This window comes from Gammaproteobacteria bacterium, from assembly GCA_013817245.1.
GTDB lineage: Bacteria > Pseudomonadota > Gammaproteobacteria > HTCC5015 > HTCC5015 > JACDDA01.
The window spans coordinates 308,418-322,622 of sequence record JACDDA010000001.1 but is presented as its reverse complement, the minus strand read 5'-3'; the positions used below and the strand labels follow the sequence as shown (position 1 = coordinate 322,622).

The following is a 14,205-nucleotide window of genomic DNA, read 5'->3' as shown; positions in this document are numbered from 1 at the left end:
GCCGCCCGGTTTTGACTTCTGCTGAGCTCCGATTGCATGAACCTAACTAATTCCACTGTTGCCGAAGCGACGAATGGCTTGATCGCCGCCGCGCAATTTATTGCTGCAAAAGGCTGGTGCCCGGCCACGGGCGGTAATTTTTCGCAGCGTTTAAACGACAAAACGGCCTTAATGACGGCTTCGGGTCGTGATAAAGCCGCGCTTAGCGCCGCAGATTTTTTGACTGTCGACTGGCAAGGCCAAGCACTGGGCAGCGAGTTAAAGCCCTCGGCCGAAACGCTGCTACACACGAATTTATATCAATTAGATGCAACCATAGGTGCGGTGCTGCACACGCATTCTGTCGCGGCGACCGTATTATCAGTTATGAGCGGTTCTGGATTAAAACTACACGATCTGGAAATGCTTAAATCGCTGCAGGGAATTACCACGCATGAAACCGAAGTGTGCATTCCCATTTTCAATAATCATCAAGATATGACGGTACTGGCGCGTCAATTACGCCAACAGTGGACTAAAAAACCAATCGCCTGGGGCTTTTTAGTTCGTGGCCACGGTCTATACTCCTTCGGCTCTACGATGGCCGAAGCTCGTCGTCACATGGAAGGGTTGGAATTTTTGATGCAATGCGAATTGACCTTGCGGCAGTTGGGTCATGCAGTACAAGCGCCTGCGACCGATCGTTAAAGGAGCCTATATCATGAGCATCACCGCTATTTTGACCGACATCGAAGGCACGACTACCGATCTTGCTTTTGTTAAAGACATATTGTTTCCCTTTGCTGCCCGTGAATTGCCCGCTTTTGTGCGCACTCACCAAGCAGATCAACAAGTGGCTTCTTTATTAAATGATTCGCGTCAGGAAATGCAGCGCCTTGATGCAGATCTCGAAGAAGTGATTGATGCTTTATTAACGTGGATAGCGAAAGATCGTAAAATCACCCCGCTCAAACAGTTGCAAGGTTTGATTTGGGAGCACGGCTATACGAGTGGCGAATTACATGCGCATGTTTATCCCGATGCTTACGACAGCTTAAAGCGTTGGCATGCACAAGGTTATGGTTTGTATGTGTTTTCATCTGGCTCAGTGAGAGCCCAAAAATTATTATTTCGTTACGCCAACCAAGGTGACATGAGTAGTTGGTTTAAAGATTATTTTGATACGTTAACTGGCGCAAAACGTGAAGCGGATGCTTATCGCATCATTGCTAAACATATGAATGTACCCGTGGCGCAAATTTTATTTTTATCGGACATTACCGAAGAGCTAGATGCCGCGCATACGGCCGGTATGCAAACTTGCCAATTAGTGCGCGGCGAAGTTCCGAAAAATTCGCAGCACAAACAAGTACAACGTTTCGATCAAATTCCATTGGGAGATGATACATGAGTCAAATTAAAGTTTATGCAGATCACCAACCCACCGTGGTTGTAGAGCAAGCCACTGATGGTTCAGCGATTGCGGATATCTTAGGCGCAGTAGGTGTGCGTTTTGAACGTTGGCAAGCGACGCATGAAGTCACGCCTGATATGGATCAAGCGGCGATCATAAATGCGTATCAACGCGAAATTGATAGACTTAAACACGAAGGTGGCTATGTCACCGTGGATGTTGTGAACATGCATCCTGAACATCCGCAAAAAGATGAATTTCGCAAAAAGTTTTTAGAAGAACATACTCATGGTGAAGATGAAGTGCGTTTTTTTGTTGCTGGCCAAGGTTTGTTTAGCTTACATATCGACAATAAAGTGTACGCCGTGTTGTGCACGCAAAATGATTTAATCAGCGTGCCTGCAAACACGCCGCATTGGTTTGACATGGGGCCGGAGCCGCATTTTAGTGCGATTCGTTTATTTAATAATCCTGAAGGTTGGGTGGCTCAATTTACCGGTACACCCATTGCCGCAAATTTCCCGCGTTTTGATACGCTTTAATTTATTTGTGTTCACATGCTGAATATTTCTCTACTTGGTTTTTTTAATTATATTTTTTATAAATTTCGTCAACGCAGCAAAGGCTGGGAGTAAAGCATGCAAGCAGATCCAATTGTTATTGTCGGTATGGCGCGCACCGCGATGGGCGGATTCCAAGGTGTATTATCAGAAGCTAGTGCAGTGCAATTAGGCGCAGCCGCGATTAAAGCAGCGGTAAAAAATGCAGGTTTGAATGTTGATGCGATTGATGAAGTCGTTATGGGTAATGTGTTATCCGCAGGTCAAGGCCAAGCACCGGCTCGACAAGCCGCGTTAGCCGCGGGTTTACCAAAATCAGTTAATTGTGTGACGATTAATAAAATGTGCGGCTCTGGTATGCAAGCGTTAATGATGGCGCACGATTCTATTTTAGCGGGTACACATGATATCTATGTTGTTGGCGGCATGGAAAGTATGACTAATGCACCGTATTTATTACCTAAAGCACGCGGCGGTTATCGTATGGGTCATGGTCAAATTATTGATCACATGATGTTAGATGGTTTAGAAGACGCGTATAAAAAAACCGCAATGGGTGTATTCGCAGAAGCAACCGTCGAAAAATTTGGTTTTACTCGTGCAGATCAGGACCAATTTGCAATAACGTCTCTGCAACGTGCTCAGCAAGCGATTAATGACGGCAGTTTTAAAAATGAAATTGCGCCCATCACACTTAAAACGCGCCAAGGCGATATCACGGTTGAAGTAGACGAACAACCCGGCAAAGCAAAACCCGAAAAAATTCCGCAATTAAAACCGGCATTTAAAGAAGGCGGCACTGTAACGGCGGCAAATTCAAGTTCTATTTCTGATGGTGCAGCAGCATTAGTATTGATGAAACAATCAGAAGCCAAAAAACGCGGCTTAAAACCGCTTGCTGCGATTCGCGCACACGGCACCTGGTCGCATGAACCGGAATGGTTTACGACTGCACCAGTAGGCGCGATCAAAAAAGTATTAGAAAAAACCAACTGGAAAGCGAGCGATGTTGATTTGTATGAAATCAATGAAGCGTTTGCAGTCGTCACAATGGCAGCAATGAAAGAACTAAACTTGCCGCATGATAAAGTTAATGTGCATGGTGGTGCTTGCGCTTTAGGTCATCCTATCGGCGCATCCGGCGCGCGAATTATCGTAACCTTGCTGGCCGCTTTGCAAAAATATGAAAAGCAAAAAGGTATCGCGTCATTATGTATCGGCGGCGGCGAAGGTGTGGCAATCGCTATCGAACGTTTATAAGTTACGTGTTTATCTAACAAGCGCAGGTTTATCCCTGCGCTTTTTTTATGCTTCATTCATAAACACTCGTTACAATACCAGTGCCTTAAGATAACCGAGCATGCTGTTTTGACAACTTCTTCACGACGTGGCTTTTGGGCTTTATACCTCTCCGTTGTTTTATTATCCGCCAATGGTTTGTTTGCAAAATTATTACCGCTAACACCACTACCCGTGACAGCCATGCGCTGTGCAATTGCGGCTATCGTGTTGGCTGGATTAATTATTTGGCGTAAACAATTATTTATTCTGCAACCTCGTCGCGACATTGCCATTGCTCTAGGGTTAGGTGTATTAATGGGCGTGCACTGGATAACATTTTTTCATTCCTTGCAGGTATCAACCATTACCATCGGCGTATTAGCAACCTTCACCTATCCCGTGTTAACTGTATTTCTCGAACCGCTGTGGCGCAAAGAAAAAATCCAATGGCAAGATATCATCAGCGGCTGTGTTGTATTTTTAGGTGTGTGGTTATTAGTGCCACATTTTTCATGGAACAGCGGCGCAACCCAAGGCGTGATTTGGGGTGTGTTTTCCGGTTTGTGTTTAGCGATACGCAATATCGGCGTGCGCCATTATTTAAAAAGTCATCCTTCGCAAATTACTTTTTTCTGGCAAGTGCTCGCCGTCGCCGTGGTGTTTCTACCCTTCGTGCGTATGAATGATGTCGCGATGATGTCATCAATGGATTGGTGGAAATTATTATTACTCGGTGCGTTTTTTACTGCGATTGGTCATGGTTTATTAGCCGAAAGCTTGCGATTCTTCAGTGCCAAAACAGTAGGACTTGTTAGCTGCGCACAACCGGTGATGGCAGCCGTTATGGCGTATTTTTTATTAAACGAAGCACTCACGTGGAATATCGCATTGGGTGGTGCATTGATTTTAGGTGCGGCAGTATTTGAATCGTTGAGGGTGAGTCGTTAAAATTTTATAGTTGAAAAATAAAAAGCGTTTCGCTCGTCGCTACACGACTACAGCGAGTAACTTTGATTGCCCTGGATGGCATAAATGCAGATTTTGCAGGAGCAAAAATCTGTTTGTCGTAACAAAAAGTCACCAATGCCGCTCTATTGCATCCCTGCAATCGCGGCATTCGAACATCCTGTTCATCAAATACTTGCTCGGATGCTGTGTACTTTAATGGAATTGCATTCCATTAAAGTGTGCCCTCGCCGTGCTTAAGGGTTAACGCGTCGCCTCAACACAACATCCTGTTGCGATCGATTCACATGAACATCCTTGTTCATGTGTCGCTATCCCTTAAACACTGCTCGGCACACCATAACCGGCATTGTTTCTTCGTTTAATATTTAAGTTAAATAAGAGTACCAGACTTAATTAAAATGGAGCCCAGTATGTATGGGCGAAATCCGGGAACGTTCTTTAACAACTCTTCCCGGGTTGCGCCGAATAAATTCGGCTTCATCCGGGCTACGTTACTGCTTAATTACGATCAACCTGGGTCTTGTTTTTAATGAATGACACCCGTACATCAAAAGCATGCTTGCTCTGCTGGGCTAAACAAGAGATATAGGATATAACTACGACACATCTAAGGATGTTTTGATTTTGCAATTAAACTGTGGCGAGGATTTTCATGGTTGATCTATATTATCGAAACACATGCTTTTTTTGTGTATGGTCTCGAGTTTGTCTTTGGGTGATGCGTGTTATTAGCGCGATCTTTATTCTTTATCCGGCGATGATTTTTGCGCATGGTGTAACAGAGGGTGACAAGGGCTACATTGCAGAGATTGCCGGTGTTCAGTTGTTGCCTTTTGTTTACTTAGGGGCAAAACATATGATCACTGGATATGACCACCTGCTTTTTTTATTTGGCGTTATATTTTTTCTGTATCGCATAAAAGACATTGGTATTTATGTCAGCCTTTTTGCTTTTGGTCATTCAACGACTATGCTGGCAGGTGTTTATTTTGATATTAACGTTAGTAGTTATTTGATCGATGCAATTATTGGTTTGTCTATTGTTTATAAAGCACTGGATAATATGGGGGCGTATCCGCGATGGCTTGGTGTTCAGCCGAATACAAAAATAGCGACATTAATATTTGGTTTGTTTCATGGTTTTGGTTTGGCAACTAAAATTCAAGAATACGAAATGTCACGCGAAGGATTATTGCCTAACTTGCTTGCCTTCAATGTTGGTGTTGAAATTGGCCAATTGTTGGCGCTAGGTGCTATTTTAATTTTTATGGGTTATTGGCGACGCGCTGCTAGTTTTCAGCGACATGCTTACTTAGCAAATGTGATAATAATGAGTGCTGGATTTTTGTTAGTTCAGTATCAACTGACTGGTTTTTTCCTTTCTTAAACATCCACTTTTATAAATAGAGATTTCATTATGTATAACGCTCCAATGCCGTCACCAAATGAACTTCCTTCCTCACGTCAATTGCTACGATCAAGTATTATTGCGTTTATAGTCGCGACCGTTTTGATGATTACCGTGGTGTTGCCTGCTGAGTATGGTAAAGATCCAACAGGCGTGGGCAACTTATTGGGGTTAACTTCAATGGGTGAAATTAAACAATCGTTAGCCGCTGAAGTTACGCGTGAGAAAATTATTGCTCCTGAGATTGCCTCCGCGATAATTGTAGCGCCGCCTGTCGAGAATGCCGCTGTTAGTGCAACAGCTATGCTAGTTGCAGAGAATAAAATAGCGCAACGTAGTGATGAAATGATTGTGACTTTAGCGCCTAATGAAGGCACGGAAATAAAGGTTGAGCTCAAAAAAGGCCATAAAGTTAATTATGTTTGGTTTACTAATGGCGGTAAGGCTAACTTTGATATTCATGGCGACTCTAAGAAATTAAAAATTGATTATCATGGTTATGGCAAAGGCTCTAAAGAGCGTGATGAAGGCGTTATTGAAGCTGCTTTTGATGGTCACCACGGTTGGTTCTGGCGTAATCGAACAGATAAAACGTTGACGGTAACGCTCCAAACAATTGGTGCTTATACCGATATTAAACATTTAAAATAAGGAAAAGCCGAATGAATACCTCTGCTAAAAAATATATAGCGCTGGCTATTGTGGTTTTAATTATTATTTTAGCTATGGTTATGCTCGGTGGTATTGATGGAAGTGGAGTGGGCGATCACGGTCACACACATTAGTAATTCTTGATTGTAAGCCAGACTTCTTTAAAAAGGTAACAGAGATATTTATTATGCAGACTTGGATTAAATATTTAATTACAGCGGCGCTGGTTGTCATTATTTCCGAAGTGGCGAAGCGTTCCGACAAAGCTGGCGCATTGATTGGTGCTCTGCCCTGGATGACTATCATGGTGTTGTTATGGTTGTATTTTGAAAATCAAGAATCATCGAAAATCGCGGCACATGCTTATTATACTTTCTGGTATGTGTTGCCGACTTTACCGATGTTTTTATTGTTGCCCTATTTGCTTAATAAACAGGTTATGTTTGGTTGGGCGATGTTGGCGGGCGTCGCATTAACGATTAGTTTATTTGCGGTGGAAGTATTAGTGCTGCGACGGTTCAATATTAATTTGATTTAAGATATCAAGTCATGGAATGAAGCGCAATCCGATTGCCTTCGCTGTCGATGATTAACGCCATATAACCATACTCCGGACTAATCTGACGTTTTTTAAGTAGAATTTTTCCGCCCGCTGTTTCGACGCGTTGCAATGCTTCTTCTAAATCAGGGCTTGCGTTTAAATAGATCAACGCGCCTTGCTGGCTGGGTGTATAAAATTCATGCCGTTCACACAGGCTGCCGCCGATTGTGCCTTCGGTGTTAGGGAACAACGCCATTTTTAAATCTTCGCCGATGTCTAAATCGTGCATGCTAATGTCTAACACAGTTTCGTAAAATTTTTTAGCGCGTTCTAAATTCGTCACGGGGATTTCAAACCAAACGGCGACGTTGTCGATAGTTTTCATTGCGTGTTGTTATCCTATAAGAAAAGGAAATTTTAGTTTAAAGGTTTAATACGGCTATAGCGTCCGATTTGTAGCTGTCTTGAATCCTAAAGCGTTAATGTGATGCTTTTGTGTCTATTTCGATGCTTGTGCACTGACTGCGCGTGCACGACCCGCGATATCGTGATGAATATGGATATTAAAAAAATCTGCCATTTTTAATAAATCGCGCACCCCGTCTGCTTGGTCATAACCCATTTCGAGTATCAGATACGCTGCCGGTTTTAAATAGTGTGTCGCGTGTTGGATGATGTGGCGCAAGGCATTTAAACCATCTGCACCGGCAGTTAACGCTAATAAAGGTTCATGCGGTAATAAGTCGCGCAAATGCGCATCATCGTCAGCAATGTAAGGCGGATTGCTAATAATTAAATCAAATTGTGTTGCATCGACTGCATCATACCAATGGCTATGACGAAATTGTAAATTTGTTAATTGATAACGTGCGCGGTTTTTTTCGGCAATCTGTAATGCGTCTGCTGAAACATCGCAACTTAAAATCTGCCAGTCCGGTCGTTCGTGCGCTAATGTCACCGCAATACAGCCGCTGCCTGTCCCTAATTCCAATACTTGAATAGGCGTTGACGGTAATTTTTCGAGTGCAAGTTGAATCAATACTTCAGTATCAGCGCGCGGAATTAATACAGCAGGTGATACATAAAAATTTAAAGACCAAAATGCTTGTTTGCCGATTAGATAAGCCAGCGGCGTGCCTTGCTGATGTTGCTTTACTGAATCTAAAAATAGAGTTTCTTCTGGAAGTGTTAATGCTTTATCTGGCCATGTGTGTAAATAACTGCGCGGTTGTTGCAGAACATGACTGAGTAAATGTTCTAGATCAATACGCACAGTTGGATCAGTAGGGTTGTTTGAGTGAGTGAATGCCCAGCGCAATGCTTCACGCAAGGTCATAGTTGCTGACTGAGTTGTGCTAATAAGTCTGCTTGATATTCATTAATCAATGGCCCAACAATATCTTCTAGTCCGCCACCGATGACTTCGTCGAGTTTGTATAAGGTTAAGTTAATGCGATGATCGGTGACGCGACCTTGTGGAAAATTATACGTGCGAATGCGTTCCGAGCGATCACCACTACCGACTAATGATTTGCGAGTTTGTGCTTGTTCTTGTCGTTGTTTGTCTTGTTGACCTTGCAAAATACGTGACTTCAATAAAGACATCGCGCGTGCGCGATTTTTATGTTGTGAGCGTTCTTCTTGGCATTCGACGACCACGCCGGTAGGAATATGCGTGATGCGAATCGCCGAATCCGTTTTATTAATGTGCTGTCCGCCGGCACCGGATGCACGATAGGTATCGACGCGTAAATCTGCAGCATTAATTTCAACGTCTTCGATTTCATCGACTTCGGGTAAAATCGCCACGGTCGCAGCAGACGTGTGCACACGTCCTTGTGATTCGGTTTCGGGTACGCGTTGCACGCGATGCGCACCGGATTCAAATTTTAATTTCGAATAAGCACCTTTGCCCGCGATGCGTGCAATAATTTCTTTATAGCCGCCGTGTTCGCCTTGATGTTCGCTTAGTATTTCAATGCCCCAGCGATTAAGTTCGGCATAACGTGTATACATGCGAAATAAATCGCCAGCAAAAATAGCGGCTTCGTCACCACCGGTGCCCGCACGAATTTCTAAAAAGATATTGCTTTCATCGTGCGGATCTTTGGGCAATAACAATAATTGCAGATCTTTTTCAAGTTTGCTTAATTCCGCATCAATGCTGTTGAGTTCATCTTGCGCCATATCTTTCATGTCGGGATCGTTAAGCATATCTACTGCGGCTGCGCGATTATTGATTTGAGTGCAGTAATGTAAAAAATGGTTACTGATGGGGTCTAATTGCGAGTATTCGCGCGACAACTCGCGGAATTTATTTTGGTTACTAATAATACTAGGCTCTGCTAAGAGCGCAGTCACTTCTTCATGCCGAGCAGTTAGCTGCTCAAGTTTGCTACGAATACTAGGGTTCATTTTTTTGGATTATGGTTGTCGAGTTCGAAAAGTTCACTGGCGGCGCTGAGCAGTTGTTCACGGCCTTCACGTGCGGCTTGATTAAGTTTAATGGTGGGCGTGTGTAATAATTTATTGGTCAGTGTATGCGCTAAAAATTGTAAGGCTTCTTCCGGTGTTTTGCCGGTCGCCAACATTTTTTTAGCTTTATCTAAAACATCATTGCTCATGTCGGTAGCGGCTGCGCGATATTTGCGAATGGTATTGACGGCATCGAGCGAGCGTTGCCATGCCATAAACTCAGCGACTTTTAAGGTGATGATAGCTTCGGCTTGTTCAGCGGCTTGTTCGCGTGAGCGCCGATTTTCTTCAATGACGGATTCCATATCATCAACGCTATATAAATAAACATCGTTGAGTTTTTCTACTTCGGGTTCGATATCACGCGGTACCGCAATATCAATCATTAACATGGGTTGATGTTTACGCTTTTTCAACGCGCGTTCGACGGTGCCTTTACCAATAACGGGAATGGGGCTAGCGGTACACGAAATAACAATATCGGCGCGATGTAAATTATTCGCAAGCTCGGTTAATGCAACAGCTTCGCCTTCGAATTCGCGTGCTAAGGGACGGGCGCGTTCAATCGTGCGATTGGCAATAATAATATGACCAATGCCTTGGCCTTTTAAATGACGGGCCGCGAGTTCAATCATTTCGCCTGCACCGACTAATAAAGCGGTACGGTTTTCTAAATCACTAAAAATGCGTTGCGCTAAACGTACCGCTGCAAAGGCAATTGAAACCGGATTTGCGCCAATATCAGTACGCGTGCGTACTTCTTTGGCGACGGAAAAGGCAAATTGAAATAAGTGACTGAGTTGTAAGCCGACGGTGCCTGCGGTTTCCGCTGCTTGATAAGCGGTTTTTAATTGGCCGAGAATTTGTGGTTCGCCTAGCACCATAGAATCTAAACCGCAGGCAACGCGAAATAAATGTCTAACGGTGTGTTCATCAAGATGACGATATAAAAACTGGCTGTGATTGCTGGCTTCTAAACCATGTTTATTTAAAAACCATTGCAGCGCTACATCGTCGCTTTCGGAGTCGACGTTGTAATAAATTTCGGTGCGATTACAGGTCGATAAAATCGCGACTTCGTTGACTTCGGGAACCCCCGCTAAACCTTTAAGCGCGTCTAACAATTGTTCCGGCCCAAAGGTGACCTGTTCCCGTAAATCAATGGGAGCGGTTTTGTGGTTTAGACCTAGGGCAACAAGCGGCATAGTGGGCTTCGCTGAAAAATCAAATGCTTAGTAGGATTCTACACCAGCTGCAGGTATCTGCAGCAGCGCTAATCGTCTATGTCACCGCTTTAGGCTGAATCGGCGCCGCCGCATCTCGCTGCTGCGGATATTAATGGTAAATAGATCAACAAACCGCCGACAAGCCGGGAATTAATTAGGCTGAGGCGATTCAAAAAGTGGCTGTTAGGCCGCCAATGTGTGAGCTGGTAACGCAAATGCTGGCAGTTATTGATTGAAATTTATCGATGGATGAATAATGAGACAGATTTTTCTGGGAATTCTGATTTATAGTTGAGCTATGCCACGTACTTATATTCATAACGCACGACTGTTGATGGCCATCCTGATCAGCCCAGTGTTTAGCCTGGTGCTTAGCGGTTGTGCCAGCACTGTGCCTGTACCGATGACGATAGCGTCGGCACCCTATTATTTGGATCAGCCGCGCATTCGACCCGCGCAGATTAATCCTTCCACTGAAGATCAAGCGATCGCGCATTTTCTGATGGGCGAAGTGGCGGTGCGCAATGAAGATTGGCCAGTGGCCATGCAGCATTTAACTGCGGCTGCAGACTTGATTGATGACGCGGTGTTAGCAGAACGCGTCGTGCATATCGGCGTTTACGCTAAAGATAATGCACATGCTTATCAAGCGTCACAACGCTGGGTTGCATTAGCGCCGGATAATGTCGAGGCATGGCAATTTAATGCCATGTTGGCCTTGCGTGTGAACGATTTACCGCAAGCACGTACGGCGATGCGTGCGATCTTAGCGTTAACTGATGACGCGAAAGGTTTTATGTCGGTGGCAACGTTGTTAGCGATCGAATCGGATGCCACGTTAGCATTGCAACGGATGGCTGAACTCATTGTTGATTATCGTAGCAATCCGCATGCGTTATTTGCTTACGCAAGTTTGGCGGCGATTTTTCAACGTTACGAAGCCGCATTGCATTTAAGTAAAGCGGCCTTAACCCTAAAACCAGACTTAAGTGCAGCGTTAATTTTACAAGCGCGTTTATTGCGGCAGCTAGATCAAACGGAAGCGGCTTTAGCATTGTTAGAAAAAGCTTTATTAACCCAGCCGAAAGATTTCGAATTACGCTCAGCTTATGCCTTGTTATTAATGTCTAGCAAACGTTATCCGCAAGCCAGTGAGCAATATCAGTTATTGTTACAACAAGCACCGAATGACGGTGATTTATTATTAAGCGATGCTTTGTTAGCCATGGACATGGGGCGCACCGTCGTAGCAGAAAAACAATTGCGTAAAATGTTGGCGCTCAATCAACGCAGTGATGAAGCACATTATTTTCTCGGCCGTCTTGCTGAGGGCAGCGGCAGTGATGCTGCTGCCATTACGGCTTATCAAGCCGTTAGCGAAGAAAGTAAATATGTTTTAGAAGCAAGACTGCGCATGTTACATGCGATGGCACGCGTCGGTAAAATTAACGATGCTTTAATTTTGATTCAGCAATGGCGCGCAAATGAAATAACCGATGCTTTCAGAATACGTTTTTGGTTAACAGAAGCGCAATTATTCCGCGAAGCGAAAAAAACAGAAGAGGCTTTTGCGGCATTAACTACCGCATTAAAAGAATATCCCGATAATGGCGATATATTATATAACCGCGCTTTAATAGCTGAAACCTTAGGCCAGCCATTAGTAGCCGAAGCGGATTTACGCGCGGTGTTAAAAAAAGAACCTGAAAACGCCAGCGCTATGAATGCGTTGGGTTATTTGTTGGCCAACCACACAACACGTTATCAAGAAGCGTTTATGTTGGTAGATAAAGCGTTGAAGTTAAAACCAGATGATGCTGCGATTACCGATAGTTTAGGCTGGGTGTTGTATCGCATGGGAAAATATCGCGAAGCCGCTATTTTTTTAAAGCGCGCATTAATATTGCAATACGATACTGAAATTGCAGCACATTTAGGCGAAGTCTTGTGGGTAGCAGGCGAGCATCAAGCGGCTGAAATGATCTGGCGCAAAGCTTTAGAACAAACGCCGAACGATACGCATGTTCGTGATACGATGCGTCAATTCAACGTTCCTTTCTAGATTAAAAATTAGCATCATAATGAACTATTGGTATTCTTTTCGGAAACCTATTGCGGTTAGTTGTTTATTATTTATAAGCGCCGCCTGCACACCCGTTTTAAAATCAACACTGCCCACGACGAATGATCCGCAGCATGCATGGAAACTCCATCAACAAAGTGTTGCGCAAATTCAACAATGGCAATTCAGCGGACGTTTAGGCATTGTCACTGCTAATGAAACGGGCACGGTGACAGTACATTGGCAACAAGCAAACGTGGCGAGTACGGCAGATTTTGATTTGCAAATCGTCGGCCCCTTAGGACGTGGTAATTTACAATTAAGAAAAAATGCGGACGTGATTGAGCTCATCAGTGCAGAGGGCGTGTCACAAGCAAGCAATCCAGAATTATTAATTTGGCAGCAAACCGGTTGGTTAATTCCGGTGGCTGATTTGCAAGCGTGGGTATTAGGTTTGCCGGGTCAAGCGCAGGTTTTAGCATGGGATGCAGCTGGTCGTTTAGCGCATTGTCAAAAAGGCGAGTGGGATGTAACGTATGTTGATTATCAACAAGTGCGCGGCATTAGTTTGCCAAAACAGTTGGTGTTAAAACATCCTGATGTAACTTTAAAGTTAGTGATTCGTGATTTTAAAATAACGACAACTAAAGACATTCAATAATAAATGATCAATAAATTTAATTTGGTTTGGCCAGCACCCGCTAAAATAAATTGGTTTTTGCATATTACCGGTAGACGTGCTGACGGTTATCATGAATTACAAACGGCGTTTCAATTTGTCGAATTCGGAGACACCTTACAATTTGAACTCACTGATGATGCGCAGGTGCAATTACTTACGCCTTTGCCGAATGTTAATCCTGATCATGATTTAACCGTGCGTGCCGCACGTTTATTACAAACGCATACTCGCGTAACGCAAGGCGCGAATATTCGTTTGCAAAAAAATATTCCATTAGGTGGTGGTTTAGGTGGTGGTAGTTCGGATGCTGCGACTACCTTGGTGGCGTTAAATCATTTATGGAATACTCAACTAACACTGACAGAACTCGCCCAGCTTGGTTTGAGCTTAGGCGCGGATGTGCCCGTGTTTGTGCAAGGTCATGCGGCGTGGGCGGAAGGTGTTGGCGAACAGCTCACACCCATCACATTACCGGAACAGTACTTATTATTGATTTTGCCGCCAGTGAGTGTCGCCACTGCGACGATATTTCAAGATCCTCATTTGACACGTGACTGTCCGCCTAGCACAATACGCGACCTTTTGTCGGGGGCCTGTCGCAATGTTTGCGAGCCGGTCACCATTCGCCACTACCCACTTATTGGTGAGGCGATGGCATGGTTAAATGGTCATACCCGCGCGTATATGAGCGGCACAGGCAGCACGGTGTTTGGGTTTTTTACAGAACGTGCGCTGGCTGAAAACTGTTTAGCAGCATTGCAAAAACAGTTGCCCTCAGATTTTCGAGGCGTGCTCACACGCGGTATGAATCGTTCAACTTTGCATTTTTTGCTGGATGATTTGTAAAATTTCCAGCGATCGACAATGGATCTCTGTTGGGGCGTCGCCAAGCGGTAAGGCAACGGGTTTTGATCCCGTCATGCGTAGGTTCGAATCCTTCCGCCCCAGCCATATTTT

The 14,205-nt window shown here is 44.3% G+C and carries 15 protein-coding genes and 1 tRNA gene; 12 read left to right on the top strand and 4 right to left on the bottom strand.

Annotated features, from left to right (window positions below; translation table 11 throughout):
• Positions 1-36: 36 nt before the first annotated feature.
• From H0W44_01625 to H0W44_01590, 8 genes are all read left to right on the top strand, one after another.
• On the top strand, positions 37-687 hold the full coding sequence (locus tag H0W44_01625; GenBank protein MBA3581130.1) for a methylthioribulose 1-phosphate dehydratase: 651 nt from the start codon (positions 37-39) through the stop codon (positions 685-687).
• 13 nt (positions 688-700) lie between these two features.
• Positions 701-1,390: an acireductone synthase gene (gene mtnC, locus H0W44_01620; protein ID MBA3581129.1), complete on the top strand. Its 690-nt coding sequence runs from the start codon at positions 701-703 to the stop codon at positions 1,388-1,390.
• On the top strand, positions 1,387-1,935 hold the full coding sequence (locus H0W44_01615; protein ID MBA3581128.1) for a cupin: 549 nt from the start codon (positions 1,387-1,389) through the stop codon (positions 1,933-1,935). The genes mtnC and H0W44_01615 overlap by 4 nt, the downstream gene beginning before the upstream one ends.
• Before the next feature lie 96 nt (positions 1,936-2,031).
• Positions 2,032-3,213 carry an acetyl-CoA C-acyltransferase gene (locus tag H0W44_01610; protein ID MBA3581127.1) on the top strand — a complete coding sequence of 394 codons (1,182 nt, stop codon included), beginning with the start codon at positions 2,032-2,034 and terminating at the stop codon, positions 3,211-3,213.
• A gap of 108 nt (positions 3,214-3,321) precedes the next feature.
• A complete protein-coding gene (locus H0W44_01605; GenBank protein ID MBA3581126.1) occupies positions 3,322-4,182 on the top strand; it encodes a DMT family transporter in 861 nt (286 codons plus the stop codon).
• A 673-nt stretch (positions 4,183-4,855) separates the two neighbouring features.
• Positions 4,856-5,590: a HupE/UreJ family protein gene (locus H0W44_01600; GenBank protein MBA3581125.1), complete on the top strand. Its 735-nt coding sequence runs from the start codon at positions 4,856-4,858 to the stop codon at positions 5,588-5,590.
• 30 nt (positions 5,591-5,620) lie between these two features.
• Positions 5,621-6,262, top strand: coding sequence for a transmembrane anchor protein (locus H0W44_01595; protein MBA3581124.1), 642 nt, complete (start codon positions 5,621-5,623; stop codon positions 6,260-6,262).
• 187 nt (positions 6,263-6,449) lie between these two features.
• Positions 6,450-6,800, top strand: a complete 351-nt coding sequence (locus H0W44_01590) for a DUF3147 family protein (protein MBA3581123.1) — start codon at positions 6,450-6,452, stop codon at positions 6,798-6,800.
• 4 nt (positions 6,801-6,804) lie between these two features.
• On the opposite strand, the gene H0W44_01585 is transcribed toward H0W44_01590, so the two are convergent.
• The 4 genes from H0W44_01585 to H0W44_01570 all read right to left on the bottom strand — a co-directional run bounded on the left by H0W44_01585 (position 6,805) and on the right by H0W44_01570 (position 10,483).
• Entirely contained in the window at positions 6,805-7,188 is a 384-nt protein-coding gene (locus tag H0W44_01585) for a VOC family protein (protein MBA3581122.1), read from the bottom strand.
• A 114-nt stretch (positions 7,189-7,302) separates the two neighbouring features.
• On the bottom strand, positions 7,303-8,139 hold the full coding sequence (gene prmC / locus H0W44_01580) for a peptide chain release factor N(5)-glutamine methyltransferase (protein ID MBA3581121.1): 837 nt from the start codon (positions 8,137-8,139) through the stop codon (positions 7,303-7,305).
• Positions 8,136-9,218, bottom strand: coding sequence for a peptide chain release factor 1 (gene prfA / locus H0W44_01575; protein MBA3581120.1), 1,083 nt, complete (start codon positions 9,216-9,218; stop codon positions 8,136-8,138). Before prfA ends, prmC begins: the two co-directional genes overlap by 4 nt.
• Positions 9,215-10,483, bottom strand: coding sequence for a glutamyl-tRNA reductase (locus tag H0W44_01570; protein MBA3581119.1), 1,269 nt, complete (start codon positions 10,481-10,483; stop codon positions 9,215-9,217). Before H0W44_01570 ends, prfA begins: the two co-directional genes overlap by 4 nt.
• Before the next feature lie 319 nt (positions 10,484-10,802).
• Between H0W44_01570 and H0W44_01565 the strand changes: the two genes are divergently transcribed.
• From H0W44_01565 to H0W44_01550, 4 genes are all read left to right on the top strand, one after another.
• Complete coding sequence (locus H0W44_01565; GenBank protein MBA3581118.1) at positions 10,803-12,566, top strand: tetratricopeptide repeat protein; 1,764 nt, start codon at positions 10,803-10,805, stop codon at positions 12,564-12,566.
• Positions 12,567-12,585: 19 nt separating this feature from the next.
• Complete coding sequence (lolB, locus tag H0W44_01560) at positions 12,586-13,227, top strand: outer membrane lipoprotein LolB (protein MBA3581117.1); 642 nt, start codon at positions 12,586-12,588, stop codon at positions 13,225-13,227.
• Between the two features lie 3 nt (positions 13,228-13,230).
• Positions 13,231-14,094 carry a 4-(cytidine 5'-diphospho)-2-C-methyl-D-erythritol kinase gene (gene ispE, locus H0W44_01555; protein ID MBA3581116.1) on the top strand — a complete coding sequence of 288 codons (864 nt, stop codon included), beginning with the start codon at positions 13,231-13,233 and terminating at the stop codon, positions 14,092-14,094.
• Positions 14,095-14,124: 30 nt separating this feature from the next.
• Positions 14,125-14,199 (top strand) — tRNA-Gln (locus H0W44_01550).
• The last annotated feature ends 6 nt before the right edge of the window (positions 14,200-14,205 follow it).